Below are 25,049 nucleotides of genomic sequence, written 5' to 3' on the forward strand. Positions count from 1 at the left end.
AGAATAAGCGGGAACACGGGTGACACGGGAAAACGATCAGCCTTACGCGGCGAGTAGGCCGGCCCCTCAAGTGGCCACCGATCCGCCTCCCGCCGACCGCCGCGACGGCCAGGAGGGGAACGAAGAGGCGTCCCCCGGCGATGGCACGCCGGAGCGACCGCCGTCCGGGGACGACACGGACGACACGGACGACGCACTCGACGAGGGACGCCTCGACCAGAACGCGACCGTGATCAACAACTTCTGGGCCAAGGCACACCTGTCCGACGCGAACCTGGGAGCCGGGGGACGGCGCTCGTCCCGCGCCGCCGTGGGCCGCCTGCCCGCCGAGGAGATCGAGGTCGCGCTCCGCCGCTTCATGGCCCCCGCGATGTTCGCCAAGGCGGTGGACATCCTGCGTACGCGTCACGTCGTGGTGCTGTGCGGAGCCGAGGAGAGCGGGCGGTGGACGGGAGCCATCGCCGCGCTCGCCCAGATGAATCTCAAGGGCGACGGGGTGTGGATGTACTCCCCGGCCACCCCGCTGAACGACCTGCTCACCAAGCCGCCGTTCCGCCCGGGCCGGGGGTACATGCTCCACGACTGGATCGAGGCCGGCCTGGGCAGCGCGGTCAGCCGCTTCGAGCTCGCGAACCTTACACGGAAGGTCGCCGAGATCAGCGCCTACCTGGTGGTGACGGTTCGCCGGGACGCGCAGCGCAGGCCGTTCGACGAAATCGAGGTGGCCTGGGACAGACCGGATCCGGGCCTGCTGTTCGACTCCTACCTCAAGGGCATCGACTTTCCGGACGCGGAGTGTGACGACCTACGCCGGTTGCGGGCGCGCGCTGTGGAGGCGGCGACCCCCGGCCGTGTCACCAGACTCGCCGAGCAGGTGATACGGCGAGAGCGCTCACCGTCACAACTGCTCGCCGAGGTCGAGGACGAGGTCGTCGCCCGATGGTTCGCCGGCTCGATCCAGAGAACGGACGTCCTGGTCGTCTGCGTGGTCGCGTTCGCGCACGGCGCCCCCGAGCGTGTCTTCGAACGGCTCCTGGCGCGGCTCGTGTCCGTGCGGGACCAGTTCGCGGCGGTCCAGGGGCTGGACGTGCGCAGAGAGGACGCCCAGACGCTGCCACGCACGAGAGCGTCATGGAGCAGAGAGCATCCGCTGATCACGGTCGAGGCGGAAGGCGGCGCCGGATTCGCCGGTGAGCGCCGGGTGGTGTTCCGCAGCGAGCAGTACCGCGAGCAGGTCGTCAAGGCGCTGGCGGAGCAGTACGGCTACGAGCTCTGGGAACCGCTCCGCGAGTGGATCAGGTCGCTGGCCGACGACAACATCGACGTGCAGTTCCAGGCCGCCGTCGGCGTCGCTCTGCTCGCCCGGGTCGCCCCCCAGGAGGTCATGGAGTCCTTCCTGGACCCCTGGGCCGCCGGCCTGATGCACGAGCGGCTGGCCGCCGCCAACGTGCTGGCACTCATGTGCGCCGACGACGAATCCGCGCCGATGGTCCTCAACCTCGTGCTCATCTGGGCGGACAACGCCGGGCAGGAGCGCGCCATGACGGCCGCGCTGGCCCTCGCGACCGGTGTCTGGATCCGCTACCCGACCGACGCCCTCAACTGGCTGTGGTACCTCGCGCTCCGCGGCCAGCGGGTGCGGGCGGTGGCACGGCTCTGCCTCGTCCTGCTGTTCCGCCAGGCGGCAGGACAGGGCGAGGCCCTCACGGTCGTTCGCCTCCTTGTCGGCCTCGTGGACGAGGAAATGACCGGGCGTGGCGGGACGCGGCGGACCCGTACCGCGCTGGACGCCGTTGTGGACCTGCTGTCCGCGGAATCCCTGGAGGCCGACGACCCGCTGCCGGCCCATCTGCTCATCACGTCCAAGGAGGTCGCGGGCCCGCTGGGCACGTTGTGGGCCCGGGCGTTCGCGAGTAACGCCCACCGCGCGCCCGCCGTGCACGCCCTGCGCCGCACCCTGCAGGCCCTCGACGGGCGGGAGGGGGCCGTTCCCCTGGCGGCCGCACTCGGCGCGTCCGTCTGGTCCGCGCTCCCGCCCGAGTGGGTGTCGATCGTGGAGCGGGACCTGCGGCGGGGCCTCACCGGCAGCGGCGAGGACGCCCGGCTGACCCGCGATCTCGTCAACGCGCTGCTCGCCTCCGTGAGGAGACCTGGCCGCCACGCACTCGGGCTCAGGCCCGGCCATGCCGTCTAGCGGGTCCGGGGGAGGACCCGCCCGTCCGTACATCCGCACACAGGAGAACACCCATGATGTCCACCGGATATCCGATCGTCGAGGAGCGCTCTCTGCCCGCCGTCCCCCGCAAATGGTTGCGCCCGGGGCGTCGCGATCCCGCCGACCTGCCCGAGCAGCGGCCGGGGACCGTCCTGGTCTTCGAAGTCAACGGCGGCTACCAGGCTTTCACCGAACGCCGGCACCTGCGCGGGTCCGAGGACGCGGTCGTCTGCGCGGTGGCCGTCAGCGTGGTCGAGGTCCGGAGCCGTTTCGTCACGGCCACCGTGACGATCCCCTCGTGCGACCTCGCCCACGAGTTCCCGGTACAGGCGACCTTCCGCTGTATCGTGACCGAGCCGCAGACCGTGGTGGCCGACGGCCTGCGCGATGTGGCCGCCGTGCTGACGCATCATCTCCGCGATGACCTCAAACTGCAAAAGATGGGGATGGACTCGAAGATCGAACAGATCCACCTGCTCCGCCCCCAGGTGATCGCCCGTGTCAAGGCATACCTGGAGTTCTTCCCGCCCCGCATCGACGGGATGTCGGTCCTATTGTCGGGCGTCGACGTGCTGCTGCCCTCCGACGTGCGTGCCCACGCGAGGGGCGTGAAGGGGATCCTGCGAAGCGAGGAGCTCCTGGAACTGCGCGGCGCGGTCGAGGACAAGGACGTCACCCGGCTGGAGCGGATACTCCGGCGCGGGACCGCCGCAGGACTTGCCCTCGGGGTCAGCCGCAGAGAGATCTCGGTCGGGAGTTCCGTGTCGATGCAGGCCACGGCGGAGGCCGAGCGCAACAGGAACATCGTCGAGTGGCTCCAGCAGCTCCCCGAGGGGGCACTGGACTTTCTCCCCATCGACACCCACGTGCTCATCCAGACCCTCCAGCGGTCGTACACGGGCATCGACGCGTCACCGCCCGCCGATCCCCCACGCCTCGACGCCGGGGACCGGCGTGAGCTCGGAGGCCACGAGGGCCCACGCCCGCTCGGCCTGGAGGAGTGGGATGACTGACAGGCCGCCCGAGGAGGGGGCCGTGCCGCGGCGTCCCGGCGGGCTCGGACGGCGCCTGCGGGTCCTGGCGGGCGTCAACGAGACCATCCTCGACCGGGTGCCGCTGGAGCGCACTCTCTACACGGGGCTCGGTGGCGTGGTCCTGGGCACGGCGGCGGTCGCTGCGGTGTCGATGTGGTTCTTCCTCGGCCAGATGCTCGACGGGTACTCGATCGCGGCCATCGTCCCCGTGCTGATCTGGGCCCTGATCGTCCTGAACCTCGACCGCTGGCTCATCTCCAAGTCGAGCGGCATGTGGCAGCGCAGGGTGGTGATGTTGATCCCCCGCCTGCTCCTCGCGGTGGTGCTCGGGTTCATCATCGCCGAGCCGATGGTGCTGAGGGCGTTCGAGACGGCGGTAGAGCAGCATGTCGTGGACGAGCGGGTCGAGGCGCGGCGCGCCCTGCGCGCCAAGTTGGTCGAGTGCAACCCCCTGCCTCCGGCCACGCCGTCGCGGAGCGACTGCGGGCAGGGTGGCCTGCTGCTCGCCTCCACGAGCGAAGAGAAGGTCCGCGAGCTGAGAGAGGCCGAGCGCGACGCCGCCGCGAGGGAGAAAGCACTGGCCGCGCAGACCCGAGAGCATCGCCGCCTGCGGGAACTGGCCCGCAAGGAGTGCGCGGGCGACGAGGGCGCGGGACTGAGCGGCAAGGAGGGCAAGGGCCCCCGCTGCTACCGTCTCTACGACGAGGCCGACGCGTACGCCGCGGACAACCGCCTCGTCCAGCGCAGCCGCGAGCTCGACATGCTGAAGAAGCGGAACGAAGTGATCCGCGAGGAGCTCGCCGGTACGCAGGGCGATGTGCGACGGCGGATCGACGCGGCGATCGACAAGAGAGAGGCCGAGCTGCCCGCGCCCGGCGCCCCGATCGGCTTTCTGGAGCGGGCGAGGGCTCTCGACGAGATGACCGCGCAGAACGGCTTCCTGCTCGGCATCACCTGGCTCCTGCGGCTGCTCCTCATCATGATCGATTGCATGCCCGTGCTCGTCAAGCTGCTGGGCGGCACGAACGTCTACGACCGCCTCGTGGAGTTGGAGAACGGCAGCCGCGAGCGGGTGTACGCCGAGATCGTGCGCACGCGGGAGCACGCGGAGGTCGAAGCCCAGCGGCTGGAACGGGAGCGCACCACGGAGCGGCTGCGCAGGCAGCGCCAGAGCATCGACATGGACCGGCGGCAGGACACGGCGTGGGCCCGGTCCCGGATCGAAGACATGATCAAGGACCGGGCGGCCGACCTACTGGGCGAATCGGCCCGGACCAAGCAGGCGAGCAACGGCTCGTTCCATCTCTTCGAGACGTGAGCACATGATCATGGCCCTCCTGGATGCGAGGGCCGTGATCGCACCGCGACAGGAACGCGGCTCATACAATGCCCTGCGTGTCCGACTTGCGGTTGGTTCGATGGGGCGGCGCGGAGGCGCGGACGCGTCTGACGGCTGCCGTGGTGGTGGCGGGCACGGTGGTGGCGGGGCTCGGGGTGCGGGCGCTCGCCGGAGGTGATTTCGCCAAGTACGCCGGGGACGCGCTCTACACCGTGCTGGTGTACGGGCTGGTCGTCCTGGCCGCGCCCCGGGTGAGGCCCGTGACCGCGGCGGGGATCGCGCTGGCCGTGAGCTGGATCGTCGAGTTCGCGCAGCTCAGCGGGGTGCCGGCGGAGCTGTCCCGGCACAGCGCGCTCGCGCGGCTCGTCCTCGGGTCGACCTTCAACGCGCCGGACCTGTTCTGGTACGCGGCCGGCGCGGGGACCGCACTGCTGGTCCACGCGGCCGGGCGCGCCTGGAGGAATGGTTCACGTGAAACCATGGGTGATGCCGGACGGTGACGTTCGGTGATGTGGGCGGCGGGACGTCGAACGAGGCCCGATCCGCGGTGACCTCCGCCGCCCTGCCGCGCGAGGCCGGCCGACGCGCGTCCCGGGCTGTGCGGAATTCCGCGTGCCGTCGCCCGGGCCGCGCGAGTCGAACCGCCGGGGCCCTGGATACGTTCTGAGGTCATGAGAAGTCGAGTGACGGCCGTCCTGCTGCTCGCTGCGGGGTTCCTCGTCACGGCCCCGAGCGCGGCGTGCGCGTGCAGTTGCGCTTCCCAGCCGCCCGCCGACCAGATGAAGCGGTCGGCGGCCGTCTTCACCGGCACGGTCGTGGCCTCGCGCCAGGCCGAGGGCGGCGACCCGCTCGGTCCGCGCCCCCCGATCGTCTACACCTTCCGCGCCGACCAGGTCTACAAGAGCGACCCGGTCGTCCAGTTCGAGGTGACCTCCAACGCCGACACCCCCGCGTGCGGGTACCAGTTCACGACCGGCGGCCGGTACCTCGTGTTCGCCTCCTCCGAGCCGACGGGCCTGGTGCCGCCCGTCCCCGGAGTACCGCTGCACACGGGCCAGTGTTCGGGAAACCGGCAGGTCGGCACCGGGACGGACCCGCTGCGTCCCGGCGACCCCGTGGTGTCCGGGGACCAGGTCGATGCCGCGTTGATCACCGCCCTGGGCACGCCGAAGCGTCCCTCGGGAACGGCTCCGGTGGGCTCCGCCACGCCTCAGGCGTCCCCGGTCGTGTCCGGGGGCGAGGACGGGGGCGAGGACGGGCCCATCAAGATCTGGTACGCCGCCGGAGGATTCGCGGCCGGGTTCGTCCTCTTCGCGGGCCTGCGACTGTTCGGACGCCGCCGGGCGACGCGGCCGGGTCCGAATGCGGGCTGGGCCTCCCCGCCGGATTCGTGACCGGGCGCCAGGTCGCATAGCTTGGGTGTATGGGCCGTGGTCCTTACAAACTGCGCCCACGGTCGATCCGGGGGCGCGTGACGCTCCTGACCGTCCTGATCACCGCTATGATCCTCGTCCCGATGGCGCTGGTGCTCAACGCCTCCATCCAACGCGTGCTGGCCAACGCGATCTGGCACGACACCCGGGCCGAGGCCATGGCGGTCGCCGTGACGATACGTACGGGACACCTGCATAGCAAGATCACCTCGGTCGTGCCCGGCATCGACATGGTGCAGGTGCTCGACCCCCAGAGGCATGTGATCGCCTCCTCCGCCGGGGCCTGGGGACACCCCCCGATGAGCACCGTCTGGCCCACCGCGGACGACCCCCTGAACGACGTGCAGACCTGTCTCAACCCGGAGCCGGGATGCCTGCACCTCACCGCGCTGAGGGTCGGCCCCGAGGTGGACTCGCCGGTCGTCTACGCCGGGCGCATCGGCGGCATGCTGTCCACCGGCGTCGTCAACACGGCGGTGGCCGCCCAGACCGTCGCGCTGATCGCGCTGGTCGGCTGGACGACCTGGCAGGTCACCGGCCACACGCTGCGGCCGGTCGACGCGATCAGGGCGCAACTGGCCGACATCACCTTCAAGGATCTGAGCGGCCGGGTCCGCGAACCGCCCGGCGACGACGAGGTCGCCCGGCTCGCCCGTACGGTCAACGGCACGCTGACGCGCCTGGAGAACGCCGTCGAGGTACGGCGGCGGTTCGTCACCGACGCCTCCCATGAGCTGCGCACGCCGATCGCCGGGCTGCGCCTCCAGTTGGAGGAGGCCCGGATGCACCCCGAGGACACCGAGCTGGAGGATCTGATCGGCCGCGCGCTCGGCGACGTCGACCGGCTTCAGGCGATCGTCACCGACCTGCTTTATCTCACCGGCGCGGAAGACGCTTCACCGGACACCCGCCAGCGGGTGGACCTCCCCGGCGCGGTGCGCTCGGAGCTGCGCGGCCGGGCGGACCGGCTGCCCACACGGCTCGTGCTGTCGGACGGGGTCGCGGTCCTGGCCGACCCGCCGCAGCTCGCGCGCGTGCTGTCCAACCTGCTCGACAACGCGCAGCGGCACGCCAGGAACGAGGTCGAGGTCGAGGTGCGCAGGGAAGAAAAGCAGGCGCTGCTGACGGTGAGCGACGACGGCGCGGGGATTCCGGAGGCGGACCGGCTGCGGGTGTTCGAGCGGTTCACCCGGCTGGACGAGGCCCGCAGCCGCGACCACGGCGGCACCGGGCTGGGCCTGGCGATCGTGGAGAACGTGGTGCGCGCGCACGGGGGGACCATCCGCGTGGAGCGGTCGGAGGCCGGGGGCGCGCGCTTCGAGGTGCGGCTGCCGCTCGCCGGGGAGCCCGTGAAGCCGGCCGCCACAGTGCCGCGAAACGGCAGAAATTGATCGAGGAGTTACCGGACAACCAGAGCCGTGAGAGCCGGGCTGCCAGCTGACTCGCATGGCCGGGCGACATCGGCCGCAGGGCGGGTTCAGCGCACCCGCACCGAGTGGGAGTGGTCTTCTCTTACGCCAGGAGTTTCCCTGTGTCGATCTTCAAGTCCCAGGGGTCCGGAAGCATCAGGCACTCCCCCAGCGTCACGGGCATCTGCTCGGCATAGCCGCTGGGACTGGGGCGGCTCATCAGCCGCGCGCATCCTTGAAGGGTGTCGATCACCAAGTAGAGCGGCACGCTGGCCAGCGCGCACTTGCGCGGTTTCACCATCCACTCGGCTCTCCCTTTCCGATGCTGGCTGCCGGCCTAGCCGACCAGCGTTCGGCGACGGGCGACGAACTCGACGACCAACCGAATCAAGCACGCGGGTTACAAGAAGGGGAGACTCGACATGGGCCTGTTCGGTCCCAACAGCCGGAGGGGCCTCTGGCGGAGCCTGTCGCAGATGTCATCGACGACGCGAGGCGGGATCTCCACGACGGACACCTCCGCGCATGACCACCCGTGACAGCGACCGGCACCTCCAGGCCGTCTTCGCCCGCCTGACCCGCGACAACCCCGGCCTGGCCGAGTTGGATCGGCGGCTAATGGACACCTTCGAACGGCTCATGCTCGGCCGCCCGGAGCTCACGGACGGCACCGTGTCGGTCAGCAACGTCTGCACAGAGGCCGGGGTGTCCCGCGCCTCCTACTACCGCTCGCCGGTCGCTGCCGCGGTCAAGCAGATCTTGGCGGCACCCGCCATCGCGCGGCCCGAGATTGAGGAGCTCAAGGCGGAGATCACCCGCCTGTGGAAGGACGATCACCGGCTGCGCTCGGAGAAGGCCGACGAGACCCGGGAGCTGACCGGCACGGTGAGCACCTACGCGGACCACATCCAGGTCCTCACCTTGCGCAACGCCGAACTGGAGGAGGAAAGGATACTTCGCACGCGGCTGGAACGCGCCGCCGACAACGTCACCCCTCTGAACAGCCCGTTGAGGTCTCTGCGTGTCGACGGCGTCGTCCCGCCGTCGGACTAGCCGGACTTGTTGGCCACCAACTGGTTCAACCCGCCGGCGACCGTGAGACCCCCGGTGATTGCGGCTCCCAGGCCGACCACACCGCCGATGGCCGTCGCCAACACCGGACCGGCGCTCTTCGCCAAGATCGCAGCGGTGAGCCCGGCACCCAGCCCGATGATCAGTGCCGCCATGATCGATAGCGCGACGATCATGAGGGCGCGCGTGGTGAAGAGCGCGGCGTTTGCCTCGGTGAGCTCCTCGGGCCGTTCTGCAGGGGGTCGTACTCTAGACATGCGGTGATCCTTCACTCGGGTTCCTTCACGTGACCAAGGTGATGAGGCGCCGCACGGAGCGGGTCCCGGCTTGCACCCGGGACCACTCCCTCATGCCGCACATGTCCGGCGGTGCCTCGCTGTCCATGATTCGGGTGGGACACCGCGGTGGCGAGTAGACTGGCGGCACGCCTTGACCCGCCAGGGCGAAGGATTCGTAAATGGATAATCGGTTTTCAGGCGGGTTAAGACGTTAAGGACAGAAGGTCATGATCGAGTTTTCTGATTCTTTGTGGATCTTCGCGCTGCCTGACAAGGAGCGGGAGCGGCTCGTCCGCCGTCGCGGACGGCTGGATGTGACCGAGCCGTTCATCGACGGTGCGGTGGCCAAGCTGGGGGCTCTGGGACGTGGATGGCCCAAGAGGGTGCGCGTGCGGTCCCGATTCGTTTACCAGTCGCAGCCCGCTCCGGAGGATGCGTCGGATCGCAGTCTGCCGCAGCGGCGGCATCGCCCCCCGGCGGCCCGGGTGTTCAGCCCGAGGGGTATCGCCCTTCGCTTCTATCTGATCGCGCTCTGCGCGGCCCAGATGCGGGCTAGGGCCGGTGAACGGCCCAGCAACGACCTCCCCCTGATGGCCGGAGGCGACGAGACGGGCTGGATCGACCTGATCGCCGCGCCGGTCAAGGCGCAACGGGCGGGCCAATTCAGCGCCAGCCGATCGAGCAAGAAGCAGCGGCAGGTGATCACGGCTCTCCAAAGCCTCTCCAACGCCGAGGTGCAGCTGGTCCGCCTGCCCAACGAGGAAAAGAACTCCGGCAAGTACGAAGCCTTCCAGCTCTGCGACGAAGGGGGCGTCCGGGCCGACGGCGATGTCCCTGACTATCTCGTGCCCAAGACAACCGATGTCACCTTCGACCTGCCCGTCGGCCTGTTCAGGAACGGCTGGATCCACCTGCTAGAGGACACCGAACTCGCGTTCCTGATGATGGTCGCCCACGCCTCCCCGCCACTCGGCACGGGCAAGTCAGTCAAGATCCCAAGCGGGTGCCGGCTCCTCCACTACGGCATCGGGCGAGACGCCTACGAAGCGCACAAGACACTCCAACTCTTCGGCCTGCTAGAGGTTCAGGCCGACGAGAACCGCCACTACGACGGCAAGGTGAAGAACTACGGCGAGGGCGTTCAAGCCCGGCTCCATGCACTCCGCCTCCTGCCCGACGGGTTCGACGAACCCGCGGCAGCCAGGATCAAGAAGATCATCTAAGCCCCCGGAGGCACAAACGTCACTCCTCGCCTGAAGGCCATCCGACCGTCCATCCAGGCAGAGACACTCGGGCCTGATGTGATCCGTCTTCGCCTGAGACACTCTCGGACTGAGACAGCTTCGTTGTCGCTTTCGCCGTCGCGGCCCGCGCGAGCAGCGGTAGTCAGGGCATCGGCGAGGGCTTGCAGGTCCTCCTCGTGCGCGCCGGCGAGGTCCTGCAGCTCGTCATAGGGAATTGTGTCGCAGGACGCGTTCAGAGGTGAGCACCACCAGGCGGTCAGGAAATCCCGCCCTCGCGGACGGTGGCAACCACAGAAGTGGGGAGTGACGCGCGGATTCACGCCGACCACGGCCGCGAGTATCCCTGAGCGGCCGCTCGGTAGTGGCCTGCACACCCGGCGGTGAACGTCTGCGTCGGCGGGGGTGGAGGAGCAGCCAGACCGGTGCATTTGCAGGCCGTGCACGGCCCTGGCCATGAGGCAAACCTCGTCTTGAGGTCGGGCCTGACCTGGGCGCCTAGAGGAGTTTCCCGCGGAACCTCTGTGCGGGGAAGGCCGGGGCCGCGCTGCGCGCGGTCGCCCTTTGGGCGAGCCTTCCCCGCTCCGAGAACCCGCGGGTTTCCGATAGCGGCGCCCAGCTCGGGCCGGCCTCGGAAAGCGCGACCGGCCCGGACCAAGGACGGGGCACCCCTGACACACATCTCACCCGTGGATGAAAGGTCTCGCCATGCGTCACATCTCGATCATTTTGGACCGGTCGTTTTCCATGGCTGCTGTCCCCGAAGCGACCGAGGAAGGGCTGCGCGCCTTCATCGCCGAGCAACGCGAGGCGCCTGCAGACACCGTGATCAGCCTCTACCAGTTCGACGATCAGTACGCCGGTAAAGCCCGCATAGCGCGTACCGGCCCGCCCGGCCCCTGGAAACGGCGACGCCTGCCCTCGTCCTCGCCGGACAAGAGTCCTCGCCGGACAGGAGGGCAGGCGGTCTTCGACGGGTCTCAGCGACGCTTCGCCTTGGCCTTGGAGTTCTCCCGAAAGCCGGAGACGAGGCCGAAGGTCAGCAGCGCCGCGACGGCGAGCACCGTGGCGACGATAAGAGTCTTGATCATGTTCATGCTCCACGAATCAGTGACATAGCGTGTTCACAGGTGACTATTCGCATTGTCTCCTGCCGCGTCGCCGGTAAACGCGGGTTCCTCCACCGGTAGCGCGCCGGGCCGGGCCGCGATCGGCAGCGTGATCACCATGGTCAGCCCGCCGCCGGGCGTCTCCTCGGGGACGAGCGTGCCGCCCATCGCCTCCGCCAGGCCCCGTGACAGCGCGAGACCGAGCCCCACGCCGGTGTGGTTGTCGCGGTCGCCCATGCGCTGGAAGGGCATGAAGACCCGGTCGTGGTCCTCCGGCGGGATGCCCGGCCCCCGGTCGATGACCCGGATCTCCACGTACCCGCTGTGCCGGCTCGCCGTGACCAGCACCTTGTCCTCCGGTTCGCTGTGGCGGACGGCGTTGCTCATCACGTTGACGAGGATGCGCTCCAGCAGCGCCGGGTCGGCGTCCACCTCGGGCAGGCCGGGCGTGATGTCGCTCTCGACGCGGTCCCGGATCGGGCCGAGGTCGTCGATCGAGCGCGGGACGATCTCGTCCACGGCGGTCGGCTCGGGGGTGAGGCCGAGCACGCCCGCCTGGAGGCGACTCATGTCGAGCAGGTTGGCGACCAGGCGGTCGAGCTTGACGAGCGATTCGTCGGCGGTGGCGAGCAGTTCGCCGCGGTCCTCCTCGCTCCAGGTGATGTCGGTGCTGCGCAGGCTCTCGACGGCGGCCTTGGCCGAGGCCAGCGGGGTGCGCAGGTCGTGGCTGACGGCGGCGAGCAGGGCGGTGCGCATCTTGTCGGCCTCGGCCAGGGGTTTTGCCTGCTCGGCCTCGGCGCGCAGGCGTTCCTGGCGCAGCGCGATGGCGGCCTCGGCGGCGAAGGCCTCCAGGACCCGCCGGTCGGAGGCGTCCAGCAGCCGTCCTCGCACGGCCAGCACGAGGTCGTCGCCGATGGTCACGTCGGTGTCGGCGCCGGCCGGGGACGTGCAGGGCGCGGCGCCGGACATGGCGGCGATGCGCCAGGCCTCGGGCTCGGTGTGGTCGTCCGGGCTGGGCTCGCCGGTGCGTTCCAGCAGGGTCACCGAGGACAGGCCGAAGGTCTCGCGCAGCCGGGCCAGCAGGGACGGCAGCGCCGCCTCGCCGCGCAGCACGTGTCCGGCCAGGGTGGACAGCACCTCGGCGTCGGCGCCCGCGCGGGCGGCCTCCCGGGTCCTGCGCGCCGCCACGTCCACGACCGCGCTGACCATCACGGCCACCAGGACGTACACGCCGAGCGCCAGCAGGTTCTCCGGCTCGGAGATCGTGAACCGGCCGACCGGAGGCGTGAAGTAGAAGTTGAGCAGCAGGAACCCGGCCACGGCCGCGGTGACGGCGGGCCACATGCCGCCCACCAGGGCCACGCCGACCACCGTCAGCAGGAACAGCAGGATCTCGGTCGGCAGCGCCAGCTCGCCCCGGTACGGGAGCAGCGCCGCCGTGAGCACGGGCAGGATGAGCACGGCCATCGCCCACCCCGCGATCCGGCGGGTGCGGGTGAGCGGGGCCCGCGAGCGCCGCCGCCACGTCCCCTTGCTCACCTCCGGGTGGGTGACCATGTGGACGTCGATCGCGCCCGACAGGATGGTGGTGGTCACCCCGACGCCGCGCGAGAACAGCCCCGCGAACCGGCCGCGCCGCGAGGCCCCGAGGACGAGTTGGGTGGCGTTCACGCCGCGCGCGAAGTCGAGCAGCGCGTGCGGGACGTCCTCGCCGACGACCTGGTGGTAGGTGCCGCCGAGGCTCTCGACCAGCGTGCGCTGCCGCGACAGGTTCGCCGGGTCGGCGCCGCGCAGCCCATCCGAACGGGTGATGTGGACGGCCAGCAGGTCGGCGCCCTTGGTGCGGGCGGCGATCCTGGCCGCGCGCCGGACCAGCGTGTCGCCCTCCGGCCCGCCGGTCAGCGCCACGACCACCCGCTCGCGAGCCTCCCAGGTGCCCGAGATGCCGTGCGCGGCGCGGTAGAGGTCGAGCTGCTCGTCCACCTTGCCCGCCACCCACAGCAGCGCCAGCTCGCGCAGCGCGGTCAGGTTGCCGACGCGGAAGTAGTTCGACAGCGCCGCGTCGATCTTCTCCGGCGAGTAGATGTTGCCGTGGGCCATACGCCGGCGCAGCGCCTCCGGCGCCATGTCCACGATCTCCACCTGCCCGGCCCGGCGGACGACCTCGTCGGGGACGGTCTCGCGCTGCGGCACGCCGGTGATCTCGTGGACGACGTCGTTGAGCGACTCCAGGTGCTGGATGTTGACCGTCGAGATCACATCGATCCCCGCGTCCAGGATCTCCTCGATGTCCTGCCAGCGCTTGACGTTGCGCGAGCCGGGCACGTTGGTGTGCGCCAGCTCGTCGATCAGCGCCAGCTTGGGAGCCCGCGCGATGACGGCATCGGTGTCCAGCTCGGTGAAGGTCGTCCCCCGGTAGACCATGGTCTTGCGGGGGACGACCTCCAGGTCGTCCAGCAGGGCGGCGGTGCGGGGCCGCCCGTGGGTCTCCACGAACCCGGCCACCACGTCCGTCCCGCGCGCCAGGCGCCGGTGCCCCTCGCCGAGCATCGCGAACGTCTTGCCCACGCCAGGGGCGGCGCCCAGGTAGATCCGCAACCGGCCGCGGGCCGCGTTCATCGCCCTGTCCTTTCGCTAATGGTTTTACCTGTTCAGTGTCCTTACGGCGTGAGCCGGTCCAAGGCCAGGTTGAGTTCCAGGACGTTCACCGCCGGCTCGCCCATGAAACCGAGCGCGCGGCCGGTGGTGTTCCGCTTGATCAGCGTCATCACCTGGTCCCTGGTGAGGCCGCGTTCCTTGGCGACCCGGGCGGCCTGCAGGTCGGCGTAGGCGACCGAGATGTGCGGGTCCAGGCCGGAGCCGCCGGCGGTGACCGCGTCGGCGGGCACCACGGCCCGGCCCGTCCCCCGGATCGGGACGGTGCGCCCGGCCGCGTAGTCCTCCCCGGGTTTGCCGCATTCCACCTTCACCCCCTGGTAGGAGGCGACGAAGGGGGCGGCCGGGCAGGCCTGGTTGACGCTGACCGCCCGCGTGGGCGTCCCGACGGCGGGGAAGACCTTCAGCACCGCGCCCACCCCGTCGGGCGTGCAGTACGGCCGGGCGCCGCTGACGCCCTCCAACTCGCCCACGGCCTTGCTTCGAGAGCAGACCTGGGTGAGCAGGCTCTGCCGGCCGGTGTCCGGTTCGCCCTTGTCGTTCTTGGCGCCGGGAACCGGCAGGGTGTCCACGATGTCCTCCGGGCCCAGGTTGCTCGCCCCGGTGGAGGTGGGGTCGTACCCGGCGCCGGCCGCGGACGGACGGCTCTGGAAGTACTTCTTGACCGGATTGCCCTCCGTGTCGGTGAACAGCTGGCCGACGAGGGCGCTGCCGGTGTCCTTGCCGTCCTTCTGGACGATCGAGCCGTTGGCGTGGCCGTTGAACACGGCCTGGGCGATGCCGGTGACCAGCAGCGGGTAGATCGCTCCGGTGAGCAGGGTCAGAGCGAGCAGTGCGCGCAGCGCGGCGAGGTGCTGGCGGATCCAGCCAGGCAGGCGTTCCATTACGACATCCCCGGAAGAAGGTGGATGATCAGATCGATGGCCTTGATCCCGATGAACGGGACGATGATGCCGCCCAGCCCGTACAGGTACAGGTTGCGGCTGAGCAGCTTGGACGCGGTCGAGGGCCGGTAGCGGACGCCGCGCAGCGCCAGCGGGATCAGCGCCACGATGATGATCGCGTTGAAGACGACCGCCGACAGGATCGCCGACTGCGGGCTGGCCAGGCGCATCACGTTCAGCGCGTCCAGGCCCGGGTAGACGGCGGCGAACATCGCCGGGATGATCGCGAAGTACTTGGCGATGTCGTTGGCGATGGAGAACGTCGTCAGCGCGCCCCGGGTGATCAGCAACTGCTTGCCGATCTCCACGATCTCGATGAGCTTGGTCGGGTTGGAGTCCAGGTCGACCATGTTCCCGGCCTCCTTGGCGGCCGAGGTGCCGGTGTTCATCGCCACCCCCACATCCGCCTGCGCCAGCGCCGGGGCGTCGTTGGTGCCGTCCCCGGTCATCGCGACCAGCCGGCCGCCCGCCTGCTCACGGCGGATCAACGCCAGCTTGTCCTCCGGGGTGGCCTCGGCCAGGAAGTCGTCCACCCCCGCCTCCTCGGCGATGGCCCGCGCCGTCAGCGGATTGTCACCGGTGATCATCACCGTGCGGATGCCCATCCGGCGCATCTCGTCGAACCGCTCCCGCATGCCCTGCTTGACGACGTCCTTGAGGTGGATGACGCCCAGCACGCGGGCCTTGCCGTCCAGCACCTCGCCCACCACCAGCGGCGTGCCGCCCGAGGCCGAGATCCCGTCCACCAGATGCCCCACCTCGTCGGTGGGGTGGCCGCCGTAGTCGCGCACCCACTTCATCACCGCGGTCGCCGCGCCCTTGCGCACCTGCCTGCTCGCCAGGTTCACCCCTGACATGCGGGTCTGGGCGGTGAACGCGATCCACTCGGCGTGCGCCAGCTCACCCGGCTCGCGTTCCCGCAGACCGTAGGCCTGCTTGGCGAACACCACGATCGAACGCCCCTCCGGGGTCTCGTCCGCCAGGCTCGCGAGTTGCGCCGCGGCGGCCAGATCGTCCGCCGCGACACCCGCCGCCGGGGAGAAGTCCGACGCCTGCCGGTTGCCCAGGGTGATCGTGCCGGTCTTGTCCAGCAGCAGCGTGCCCACGTCCCCGGCCGCCTCGACCGCGCGGCCGCTCATCGCCAGCACGTTGCGCTGCACCAGCCGGTCCATCCCGGCGATGCCGATCGCCGACAGCAGCGCGCCGATGGTGGTGGGGATCAGGCAGACCAGCAGCGAGACCAGCACGATGCCGGTGACGCCGTCGGCGGTGAGGGCCACCGAGTCGGGGATGCCGGGGTTCTGCGCCTTAGAGAAGATCGCCAGCGGCTGCATGGTGGCCGTGGCCACCAGAAAGATGATCGTCAGCGCGGCCAGCAGGATGTTCAGCGCGATCTCGTTCGGCGTCTTCTGCCGGTTCGCGCCCTCCACCAGCGCGATCATCCGGTCGATGAAACTCTCCCCCGGCCTTTGGGTGATCTTGACGACGATCCGGTCCGACAGCACCCGGGTGCCGCCCGTCACCGCCGACCGGTCACCGCCGGACTCGCGGATCACCGGCGCCGACTCGCCCGTGATGGCCGACTCGTCCACGCTGGCGATGCCCTCGACCACGTCCCCGTCCCCGGGGATGATCCCGCCGGCCTCGACCACGACGATGTCGCCCTGCTTGAGCTCGGGGGCGCCCACGGACTCCTCGACGACCCTGGTCTTGCCGGGGCTCCAGCCGGTGAGCCGGCGGGCCATCGTGTCGCGCTTGGCCGCGCGCAGGGTGGCGGCCTGCGCCTTGCCCCGGCCCTCGGCCACCGCCTCGGCCAGGTTGGCGAACACCACCGTCAGCCACAGCCAGACGACGATCGCCCAGGCGAACACCGACGGTCCGACGATCGCCAGCGCGGTGGTGAACGCCGCGCCGATCTCGACGATGAACATGACCGGGTTACGCCACAGCGTGGCGGGGTTGAGCTTGCGCAGCGCGTCTGGCAGGGACCTGACCAACTGCTTGGGATCGAGCAGGCCACCTCCGACCTTGCCGTTCCTGTGCGGCACGGAGGGACGGCCCGGCGTGTGGACGATTGGGGTGGCCATTACCGGATTCCTTCTGCGAGCGGCCCGAGCGCCAGGGCGGGGAGGAAGGTCAGCGCGACCAGGATGACCGTCACACCGACGACCATCCCGACGAACTGCGGCCGATGCGTGGGCAGCGTGCCCGCCGACGCCGGCACGGGCGCCTGCCTGGCCAGCGAACCCGCCAGCCCGAGCACGAACACCATCGGCAGGAACCGCCCGAACGCCATGCACAGGCCCAGCGCGGTGTCGTACCAGGGGGTGTTGACGGTCAGGCCCGCGAACGCCGAGCCGTTGTTGTTCGAGGCGCTGGTGAAGGCGTACAGCACCTCCGACAGGCCGTGCGGGCCGCTGTTCAGCATGCTCGCGCGCTCGGCCGGCGAGCCCATCGCCAGGGCCGTGCCGATCAGCACCAGCACCGGCGTGGTCAGGAAGTACAGCGAGGCCAGCTTGATCTCGCGCGAACCGATCTTCTTGCCGAGATACTCCGGCGTGCGGCCGACCATCAGGCCCGCGACGAACACCGTGACCACCGCCAGCACCAGCATGCCGTACAGGCCCGCGCCCACCCCGCCGGGCGCGACCTCGCCCAGCATCATGTTCGCCATGGTGATCATGCCGCCCAGCGCGGTGAAGGAGTCGTGGAAGGAGTTCACCGCCCCGGTCGAGGTCAGCGTCGTGGCCGCCGCGAAGGTGCCGGAGTTCGGCACGCCGAAGCGGACCTCCTTGCCCTCCATCGCCGCCCCCACCGCCTGCGGGACGGTCCCATGGTGGGCGACCTCCAGCCCGGTCAGCACGGAGACACTGGCCAGCGCCAGAATGCCCATGATCGCCACGATGGCGTAGCCCTGCCGCTTGTCGCCCACCATCCGGCCGAACGTGCGCGGCAACGCGAACGGCAGCACCAGGATCGCGAAGATCTCGATCCAGTTCGTCCAGCTCGCCGCGTTTTCGAACGGATGGGCGGAGTTGGCGTTGTAGAAGCCACCGCCGTTGTTACCCAGCTCCTTGATGATCTCCTGGCTCGCCACCGGGCCGCCCGTGATGGCCTGCTTCGCCCCGGTCAGCGTGGTGATCGTGTGCGGCTCGGCGAAGTTCTGGATCAAGCCTCCTGCCACCAGCACGACCGCGCCGATGAACGCGATCGGCAGCAGGATGCGGACCGTGCCACGGATCAGGTCCACCCAGAAGTTGCCCAGCTCCTCGGTGTTCCTGCGGGCGAACCCGCGCACCAGCGCCATCGCCACCGACATGCCGACGGCCGCCGACACGAAGTTCTGCACCGCCAGGCCCGCCATCTGCACCAGGTGGCCCATGGTGGACTCACCCGAGTACGACTGCCAGTTGGTGTTGGTGACGAAACTGACCGCGGTGTTCCAGGCGACGTGATCGGTCACGCCCGGGAAACCGAGACTCAGGAACAGCTTGTCCTGCAGCCGCTGGAACGCGTACAAGAACAGGATCGACACAGCCGAGAACGCCAGCACCGAGCGGGCGTACACACTCCACCGCTGCTCGGCCTCCGGGTGGACACCGACCAGCCGGTAGAGCACACGCTCCACGGCCAGGTGCCGCGTCCCGGTGTACACGCGGTACATGTAGTCGCCCAGCGGCCGGTGCGTGACGGCCAGAGCGACGATCAGAGACCCGATGAACAGGATCCCCGCGCCGGTCGACGACATCAGAAGCGCTCCGGGAACAGCAGGGCAGCGACCATGAAGATCACGAGGCCGGCGGCGATCACCAGCCCCGCGGCGTTGACAGCGCTCACAGGCGCTCCACCGCCTTGACGACGAGCCCGAGGACCACGAAGATCGCGATCGTCAGGGCGACGAAGATGACGTCGGCCATCCCCACTCCTCGATTTCCGGACTTACAAGCACTTGGCTGTCCACCTCGGACAGCCTCAAAGCCAGGAAATAGCCGGATTCACGAGTTTTTGCTCCCCTTGACGCACTCCCTACGCCCACGTGCGAACTTTTGACACAATCTTTACGCCCAGACCTACACCCCTTCCCACCCGGCCTGACTCGACGCCCCAGACGACAGCAACGCGCAGGCCTCAGCCCCGCGCGCGCTCGTCGCTCGGCTAGTGCAGCGGGGTCAGCGCGGCCGAGGCCTCGTCGTGACCCATGCCGGTCGCCTCCAGCAGATCGACGGCGATGGATCGCATTTGCGCGATTATGACGTTCGCGGAGAAACCCAGGTTCCTGGGCCGCTCCCGACGGCTCGCGCCCGGCCCCCAGTTCGAGCTGGAGCAACAGCGCCGCCTCGGAGACCTCGCGCATCAGCTCGGCCAGCACGACCGGCGGGGTGCCGGCCTCCCCCAGCGCCGCGAGCGTGCGGCGGGCCAGCACCCGTGCGTTGCGCAGCGCCAGGTCCACCGGTACGGCGGCGGTCTCGTACCTGGCCAGTCTGGCCCGGTGATGCCGGCGCAGCGGCGAGATCCTTATGATCTCCTTGCTGTTCTCCAGGGCCGCCGCGAACTCCTCCACCACGGCCTGGGTCCTGCGTCCGCACTCCAGGGCCTCGGCGGCCACGTCCATGTCGCCCTTCTCGATCGCCTCCGCCGCCTGCTCGAGCAGAGTGGAGAAGGCGTCCAGCACACCGGACAGATGCCTGCCCGCGATGCTGAGCGGACTGGCTGGCAGCAGCGCGACCGCGGCGATGCCGACGACGCCGCCGACCAACGCGTCGGCCATCCGGTTCAGCCCGCCGGCGTCCACGCCCGGCACCAGCATGCTGACCAGCACGGCGGACGATCCGACCTGTGAGACGAACAGCTCGCCACTGTTGAGCAGCCCGGCGACGGTCATCGCCAGCGCGATCACGAGCGCCATCTGCCAGGGGCCCGAGCCGATCCAGGACACCAGCAGGTCGCCGATTCCCACGCCGAGACTGACGCCGACCACCAGCTCGACCACCCGGCGCAGCCGCTGCCCTAGCCCCACGCCCACACAGATCATCACGGAGATGGGCGCGAAGAGGGGGTGCTTGTGACCGAGCAGCTGGACGGCGACGACCCAGGCCAGCGCGGCGCCCACCGAACACTGCGCGACAGAGGGAAGCAGTAGGCCGAACGTACCCTGCCGTTTCCTGAGCTGAGCCCTGAGCCACCTTCGCACGCCTCTACGATGGCGGATCTTGGTGATATTAGCATCACATTTGCCCCGAATTCTTATGATTCGGGGCAATCCACAGCAAGCCAGGAGAAGATCACCACACGTCGGCCGCGCCACGGCCGAGAGCCGCCCTGGCTTCCTGCCCGATCTCCTCGATCAGGTCGTTCATACGCCCGATCACGCCGCCCAACAAGAAGTAGAAGCCGTGGATGGCCGCGGCCGCGGCCGGCATCGTCCTCCGTTCGGGCGCAGCGTCGGCGCAGACAGTCATCAAGACCTATCCGTACACCACCGAGGGTGCTCGGGCCTGCGAGATCGACCTCAAGCTGGCCCCCGCCGGGTACTACTGCACCACGATCAGCAACCCCAAGCGGTACGCTCTCGCGCACTGATCTGACGATCGCGAATGTCGCCTCCAGATATCCGGAGGCGACGTTCGCCGTTTCCTGCGCCGACGGCGCCCCGGTCAGTGCGGTAATGACGGTGCTCAGCAGGTAGCCGAGCAGGCGTGTAGTAGCGGTTGAGATAACAGCTCATCGAACCCGTCACCCCAGACAACCGGGTCGATCTCCATTACAGTAGGCGGCACGGCCACCGCCGATCGTATGGTTCGTACACACCCACATGATCACAGCGGTGGCCATCTCATGTCTGGGCCTCGATCAGACCGAGATCTCCAAGTGCGACTGGAGTACTAGGACCGCTCGTTAGAAGCGGAAGCCGAAGAGCCCGCCGTATGGCTGGTCGGTCAGGTGGGGCTCAATGATGTAAGGGTCCGCGACGAATCCGACTGAAATCGCCTTCTGTAGGTCGTCGGAATTCATGGTGACGATGTACTGCATACCCTCGGCCTCGGAGACTTCAGCCGCGAGTTGAAGGGCTCGGGCGACCTGCCGCTCATCCACACCGTCATAAAGATGGCTGTCATGGATGAGGAAATCGGGACCTCGTCCAGATCTGTGAGCGATGACCGAAGCGGTGAGATCGAAGCAGAAGATGACCATGTTATGGATCCCTCTGCTACCATCGTCTTCGATCTTCGGCTCGATCCGCATTCGCTGCTTGGTCGGGCTGAAGGCAAGATAGGGGTTCTTGCCATCCCCGTACAACCGTCGAGCATACCGATTGAAAAGCGCATTCGCTTCACGGGTGGCAGCATCCCGATCTTCGAGATCTACTATCATCTCCTGTTCCAGTTCCAACCGCTGCGCATCGATATCACGCCGACTCGCCTCTAATGCCTGCGCCGCCTGGAATCGGTGTCTGAGTGACTCCAGATGTGCTTGTTCGCGAGCTAGGGCAAATTGAAGGGAGGTAAGTGCGTCAAGCGCACCACCGGAATTCAGGGTCCGCAGCAGCACAGCTTGCCTTTCGCCCAGCTCCTGGCGCCTCCTGCCGCGCTCCGAGAGAAGTTCTCGGAGGCGAGCGACTTCTTCGCTTAGTTGCTTCTCGCGATTCCTCACCACGGTCTGGTGAAACGCGCGCACCTCGTCAAATCGCCGCCGCACTTCCCTGCCGAGAATCATATTCAACTGCTTGTAGGCTGCTTCCATGTAGCGATCATCAGGCTCAGCCACATCCTCCATCGCGCGCTCCAGGTCCTGGAGATTGCGACGCTCGATGGCTTCCGAAGCTCTAAGGGCCCTGATCTGCTGATCGATACGGTCGGCTTCACGGCGAATGTTCTCGTATTCGGGAACCACTTGAAAGTCGGCGATCTGCCGCTCGAGCTCGGTCAGACGCTGCTCTACAGCTCCGATCTCTCCCCGGAGCTCTGCGGAGCGACCAACAATCTTGCCCCAAACCGGGTCTTTGGCGGCTTCGACGAGCTTCTTCCTGGTCGACTCCTGATTCGAGAGAAGTCGATACCTCGCAGCCAGGCCGACATCAAGGCCGAACAGATGACAGAGATTGACCATCGCGTCATGGGGAGACTGTTGAGCGAAAGTTCTCGTAGGTTCTAGAAACCCACCGGAACCAACACGTCGAACCGTGAACGACATCAGCGTTCTTCCGCTTATTTCGGCGTTCTCGGCGGACGAGCCATACAGATCACGCTCGATCAGCCACTGCCACTCTTTCGGTGATATCTCGGCGGCCTGCTCAAAGAGGCTTTGCGGCGCCCTTCTGGTGACATCCGGATAAACCGATATCCTATTTGGGCGACCAGCGGCACGCGTGACCGTTAGCACCTCTCGCAGCCCGGGCCAATCCAACTCAAGCGTGAATACGTGACGACCAAGACTCTCGTTCGCCCAGAGAGACTTGTTGCCCCCCTGGGCACCAAAAAGAAAATGAATGAGTTCGATTACACTTGACTTGCCCGAGCCATTGCGACTATCAGTGTCGGTGGATATGTCTGTACGTTCCGCCACCAATATATTGAGGCCTGGGCCAAAATGTACCGATTGGAACCTCTCATCGTTGGACGTCAGGCTATGCAGCATCGTCACGTGCCCGGAAGATCAGTACATCTTGTTCTAGCTCAACCAAGCCCATGGCGTACAGCAGATCCAACGACAGGGCGAACCATGAGAACGTCAGCGGCGAGTGATGATTGTTACTTTCGCGCCATGCCAGGAGGCGTCGCCATGCCTGGCTGATGGTCACAGGCTGACGCTCGGTAGCGAGCACGACCTGAGCACCAACAGCGAGCAGGGCCCGCTGCGGCGCGACGCCCTTGGTAGGAACGATCACGTGGCCACCCCCAACTCAGTCGCAGGAACCCAGCCATCCGGCGGCACCTTGAAGATCTCACACTCCCCGAAAAAGTACATCAGGACGACGAGCGCATTGAGCTCCATAGGGGACACTTGCGAAGCGTTGCCGAGGATGTGGCGCTCAAGATGCCAAAGAATGTCATCAGCCACGTCGCTCGTCTCAGCTATCAACTCGTAGTGAGCGCGGAAGCCCGCCGCCACCTCGTCGCGCTCATTCGGGTCAAGCCGACCACGGTAGTACTCCTCTACATGGTTGACATACGGCAGGGCAAGACGCATGCGGTGCCGTACGTCCCAGGAGAACCCGTTGTAGTCCATCTTCGTCATGGGTGGCCTGGGGATTGGAGGCAAGTCTTCAAGCGGGCGACGGTACTTGGCCAAGTGATCCAAGAGTGGCACCAAATCGTCCAAGACGACGCTGACAGCAACCGGGGCTGCGGGGAAGGGGCCCAGGAAGTCCTCTACCTGCCATCTCTCCATCCTGCAGAACTGGGTGTAGAAGTGAGTCCGCCCGAAGTTCTCGAAGGATAACTGCGGATGGTCGTTGCGCGCGGTGGCCAGCAACGAAGCTAACTCTGGATGGATTCCTCGACGATCGTTATGGACGAAGACGAAGGTACCGAACTCGTCTCTGCGCTTCTTTAGTGCCTTAGCGAGATCACTTTCGAACTTGCCGGCGAGCTTGGCGGAAGCCACTGTCTGCGGCGCATAGCAGGCGTACAGCTTGCCGCCAGACAGTAGAAGACCGTCCGCTCCTTGATCTCCACGACGACCGGCGGTCCGCACGTTCAGGAAGCTTGGGTCCAAAGTACACATAACCCTGTGGAAGAACTCCTCGAAACCTTCCCCATGAAGCTCATCGAGCTTCGCATTGAGCATGAACCTGATCGACGCGCGCTCCCAGATCTCCACGCACTCCTCCACAGGTAATCACGCCACGCGTCTCCTTTAGGGCCTCATAGAGAGTACGCCTACATGGTGTGAGGCGATGCTCGATTATGTCCATTCACTCTCGGCGCCTACTACGTTTGGACCTGTATGCACCTTTGAGGGGAGAAAATCCTGTGGCCTCGATTTGCCCTACCGATCTGGCGTCATCGCTCGAACTGTCCCCAATCGCTAACTTTGGAATGGCCAGCGCACACTCGAGTCAGCAGCCGACAGAAAGGTCCTCTTTGAAAGAACCCGGGCGGCATGTACCGCTACGGGGTTCTTCTTGGATCGGATTTTCGCCGAAACCGATGGTGACCGCCTCGGCCCGGGCCAGGGAGCCGGCGAGGCACGCCTTGGGCTCCTTACCCTTCGCCAGGACCTTGACCACGATGTCCCGATCGGTGAGCACTCCCTTGAGCCTGTTGCCGGTTCCGCAGATCGGCGAGCAGCTGTCAGCGGCGCCTCAAGCCGGCGGCTGCTCCGCGGCGGTGCTCGTGGCTCGTGCGGATGTCGTGGCCGCGCGCACCAAGGCGGCGATGGCGGGGGAACGGGACTCCTTGGGCCAGGCGATGGCGAGGCGCGCCGACGGCGCGTCGGGCACCGGCCGGTAGGCGATGCCCGGCCGAGGGTAGTGGGACGCCACGGACGCGGGCAGCAGCGTGATCAGCTCGCCGAGTTCGACGCGCTTGAGGAGCTGGGTCAGGTCCTGGAGGCGGTGCTCGTGGGCGATCGTATCGAGGTACTTGTGGAAGGTCTCGGGACGGCCGGCCTCGACTCCCGGCAGGTCCAGCTCCCCGAGCGTGACCGCCGGCTGGGACGCCAGGGGATGCGCGGCGGGAAGCGCCACCACACAGGGGTCCACAGTGATCGTTTCGTGGTCCAGTCCGGTCGTGTCGAACGGCTCGTAAAGGAGGGCGGCATCGGCTTCGCCCCGGCGGACGAGCCGCGCCTGTTCGCGCCAGCCGCTGAGCCTGACGTGGACGGGCGGCGCCTTCGTGCTCGACGCGTACGAGGCGTACCTGGACAGGATGGCTTCCAGCAGCCCGGCGTCATTGTCCGTCTTGACGGTGAGCACCAACCGAGGGTCGGCAGTGCGTTGTGCTCGGCGTACGGCCGCCTCCAACGCGTCCAGAGCGACCCTCGCCCCTTTGAGGAGCACCTCGCCTGCCGGGGTCAGCGCGACCGTGTGGGTGGTGCGGTGGAAGAGGGAGACGCCTAGCTCCGCCTCCAGCTTGCGAATCGCCCGGGACAGGGGCGGCGTGGCGATGTGGAGCCGCTCGGCGGCGCGCGTGAAGTTGAGCTCCTCGGCCACCGCGACGAAGTAGCGCAGGAGGCGGGAGTCCACAGCGGAGGCGTCCATTACCTCCAGGGTAACGACTTCGACTGACCTGGTCATTCCGTTTCATCGGGGCGGGCCTGAGGATGAATCCCGACTTCCAGGTCTTGTGAAGCCCCGTTTCGACGGCCCAGGAAAGGTGAT

Annotated in this window: 23 protein-coding genes; 9 read left to right on the forward strand and 14 right to left on the reverse strand. The window is 68.1% G+C overall.

Annotated elements, in window-relative coordinates; all coding sequences use genetic code 11:
- The first annotated feature begins 70 nt into the window (after positions 1-70).
- The 6 genes from AB0H21_RS23240 to AB0H21_RS23265 all read left to right on the forward strand — a co-directional run bounded on the left by AB0H21_RS23240 (position 71) and on the right by AB0H21_RS23265 (position 7,412).
- Positions 71-2,194 carry a hypothetical protein gene (locus tag AB0H21_RS23240; RefSeq protein WP_358519940.1) on the forward strand — a complete coding sequence of 708 codons (2,124 nt, stop codon included), beginning with the start codon at positions 71-73 and terminating at the stop codon, positions 2,192-2,194.
- 53 nt (positions 2,195-2,247) lie between these two features.
- Positions 2,248-3,228: a hypothetical protein gene (locus tag AB0H21_RS23245; protein WP_358519943.1), complete on the forward strand. Its 981-nt coding sequence runs from the start codon at positions 2,248-2,250 to the stop codon at positions 3,226-3,228.
- Positions 3,221-4,567 carry a DUF4407 domain-containing protein gene (locus tag AB0H21_RS23250; protein WP_358519946.1) on the forward strand — a complete coding sequence of 449 codons (1,347 nt, stop codon included), beginning with the start codon at positions 3,221-3,223 and terminating at the stop codon, positions 4,565-4,567. The genes AB0H21_RS23245 and AB0H21_RS23250 overlap by 8 nt, the downstream gene beginning before the upstream one ends.
- 77 nt (positions 4,568-4,644) lie before the next feature.
- On the forward strand, positions 4,645-5,088 hold the full coding sequence (locus AB0H21_RS23255; protein WP_358519947.1) for a DUF2809 domain-containing protein: 444 nt from the start codon (positions 4,645-4,647) through the stop codon (positions 5,086-5,088).
- Between the two features lie 171 nt (positions 5,089-5,259).
- On the forward strand, positions 5,260-5,982 hold the full coding sequence (locus tag AB0H21_RS23260) for a hypothetical protein (RefSeq protein WP_358519950.1): 723 nt from the start codon (positions 5,260-5,262) through the stop codon (positions 5,980-5,982).
- Between the two features lie 77 nt (positions 5,983-6,059).
- On the forward strand, positions 6,060-7,412 hold the full coding sequence (locus AB0H21_RS23265; RefSeq protein WP_358519953.1) for a HAMP domain-containing sensor histidine kinase: 1,353 nt from the start codon (positions 6,060-6,062) through the stop codon (positions 7,410-7,412).
- A gap of 121 nt (positions 7,413-7,533) precedes the next feature.
- Here AB0H21_RS23265 and AB0H21_RS23270 read toward each other — a convergent pair whose 3' ends face one another.
- Positions 7,534-7,731: a hypothetical protein gene (locus AB0H21_RS23270; protein WP_358519956.1), complete on the reverse strand. Its 198-nt coding sequence runs from the start codon at positions 7,729-7,731 to the stop codon at positions 7,534-7,536.
- 224 nt (positions 7,732-7,955) lie between these two features.
- Between AB0H21_RS23270 and AB0H21_RS23275 the strand changes: the two genes are divergently transcribed.
- A complete protein-coding gene (locus AB0H21_RS23275) occupies positions 7,956-8,483 on the forward strand; it encodes a hypothetical protein (RefSeq protein WP_358519959.1) in 528 nt (175 codons plus the stop codon).
- Here the strand turns inward: AB0H21_RS23275 and AB0H21_RS23280 are convergent.
- Positions 8,480-8,773 (reverse strand): hypothetical protein, encoded by a 294-nt coding sequence (locus tag AB0H21_RS23280; RefSeq protein WP_358519960.1) that lies wholly within the window; start codon positions 8,771-8,773, stop codon positions 8,480-8,482. The two genes, AB0H21_RS23275 and AB0H21_RS23280, sit on opposite strands and share 4 nt — an antisense overlap.
- Positions 8,774-9,006: 233 nt before the next feature.
- Here AB0H21_RS23280 and AB0H21_RS23285 point away from each other — a divergent pair, with 233 nt between their 5' ends.
- Positions 9,007-10,002 carry a hypothetical protein gene (locus AB0H21_RS23285; RefSeq protein WP_358519962.1) on the forward strand — a complete coding sequence of 332 codons (996 nt, stop codon included), beginning with the start codon at positions 9,007-9,009 and terminating at the stop codon, positions 10,000-10,002.
- Positions 10,003-11,144: 1,142 nt separating this feature from the next.
- Here the strand turns inward: AB0H21_RS23285 and AB0H21_RS23290 are convergent.
- From AB0H21_RS23290 to AB0H21_RS23320, 7 genes are all read right to left on the reverse strand, one after another.
- Positions 11,145-13,748 (reverse strand): sensor histidine kinase KdpD, encoded by a 2,604-nt coding sequence (locus tag AB0H21_RS23290; RefSeq protein ID WP_358519965.1) that lies wholly within the window; start codon positions 13,746-13,748, stop codon positions 11,145-11,147.
- 41 nt (positions 13,749-13,789) lie between these two features.
- Entirely contained in the window at positions 13,790-14,668 is an 879-nt protein-coding gene (locus AB0H21_RS23295) for a potassium-transporting ATPase subunit C (RefSeq protein ID WP_358519968.1), read from the reverse strand.
- On the reverse strand, positions 14,668-16,815 hold the full coding sequence (kdpB, locus tag AB0H21_RS23300; protein ID WP_358519970.1) for a potassium-transporting ATPase subunit KdpB: 2,148 nt from the start codon (positions 16,813-16,815) through the stop codon (positions 14,668-14,670). Before kdpB ends, AB0H21_RS23295 begins: the two co-directional genes overlap by 1 nt.
- Positions 16,815-18,476 (reverse strand): potassium-transporting ATPase subunit KdpA, encoded by a 1,662-nt coding sequence (kdpA, locus tag AB0H21_RS23305; protein ID WP_358519973.1) that lies wholly within the window; start codon positions 18,474-18,476, stop codon positions 16,815-16,817. Before kdpA ends, kdpB begins: the two co-directional genes overlap by 1 nt.
- Positions 18,476-18,565 (reverse strand): K(+)-transporting ATPase subunit F, encoded by a 90-nt coding sequence (gene kdpF / locus AB0H21_RS23310; protein WP_358519976.1) that lies wholly within the window; start codon positions 18,563-18,565, stop codon positions 18,476-18,478. Before kdpF ends, kdpA begins: the two co-directional genes overlap by 1 nt.
- 52 nt (positions 18,566-18,617) lie before the next feature.
- Entirely contained in the window at positions 18,618-19,838 is a 1,221-nt protein-coding gene (locus tag AB0H21_RS23315; RefSeq protein WP_358519978.1) for an FUSC family protein, read from the reverse strand.
- 172 nt (positions 19,839-20,010) lie between these two features.
- Positions 20,011-20,148 (reverse strand): hypothetical protein, encoded by a 138-nt coding sequence (locus AB0H21_RS23320; protein ID WP_358519980.1) that lies wholly within the window; start codon positions 20,146-20,148, stop codon positions 20,011-20,013.
- Here AB0H21_RS23320 and AB0H21_RS23325 point away from each other — a divergent pair.
- Positions 20,126-20,308 carry a hypothetical protein gene (locus AB0H21_RS23325; protein ID WP_358519983.1) on the forward strand — a complete coding sequence of 61 codons (183 nt, stop codon included), beginning with the start codon at positions 20,126-20,128 and terminating at the stop codon, positions 20,306-20,308. The two genes, AB0H21_RS23320 and AB0H21_RS23325, sit on opposite strands and share 23 nt — an antisense overlap.
- A 315-nt stretch (positions 20,309-20,623) precedes the next feature.
- Here the strand turns inward: AB0H21_RS23325 and AB0H21_RS23330 are convergent, their stop codons facing one another.
- From AB0H21_RS23330 to AB0H21_RS23350, 5 genes are all read right to left on the reverse strand, one after another.
- The gene (locus AB0H21_RS23330) at positions 20,624-22,363 is read right to left on the reverse strand and encodes an ABC-three component system protein (protein WP_358520610.1); all 1,740 of its coding nucleotides are present in this window, start codon (positions 22,361-22,363) and stop codon (positions 20,624-20,626) included.
- Positions 22,353-22,613, reverse strand: coding sequence for an ABC-three component system middle component 6 (locus AB0H21_RS23335; RefSeq protein ID WP_358519985.1), 261 nt, complete (start codon positions 22,611-22,613; stop codon positions 22,353-22,355). The genes AB0H21_RS23330 and AB0H21_RS23335 overlap by 11 nt, the downstream gene beginning before the upstream one ends.
- On the reverse strand, positions 22,610-23,548 hold the full coding sequence (locus AB0H21_RS23340) for an ABC-three component system protein (protein WP_358519988.1): 939 nt from the start codon (positions 23,546-23,548) through the stop codon (positions 22,610-22,612). The genes AB0H21_RS23335 and AB0H21_RS23340 overlap by 4 nt, the downstream gene beginning before the upstream one ends.
- Positions 23,549-23,786: 238 nt before the next feature.
- Entirely contained in the window at positions 23,787-23,978 is a 192-nt protein-coding gene (locus tag AB0H21_RS23345) for a hypothetical protein (RefSeq protein ID WP_358519990.1), read from the reverse strand.
- 54 nt (positions 23,979-24,032) lie between these two features.
- Complete coding sequence (locus tag AB0H21_RS23350; protein ID WP_358519992.1) at positions 24,033-24,929, reverse strand: LysR family transcriptional regulator; 897 nt, start codon at positions 24,927-24,929, stop codon at positions 24,033-24,035.
- Positions 24,930-25,049 lie beyond the last annotated feature (120 nt).

This window comes from Sphaerisporangium sp. NPDC051011 (assembly GCF_040653595.1).
Taxonomy (GTDB): Bacteria; Actinomycetota; Actinomycetes; order Streptosporangiales; family Streptosporangiaceae; genus Sphaerisporangium.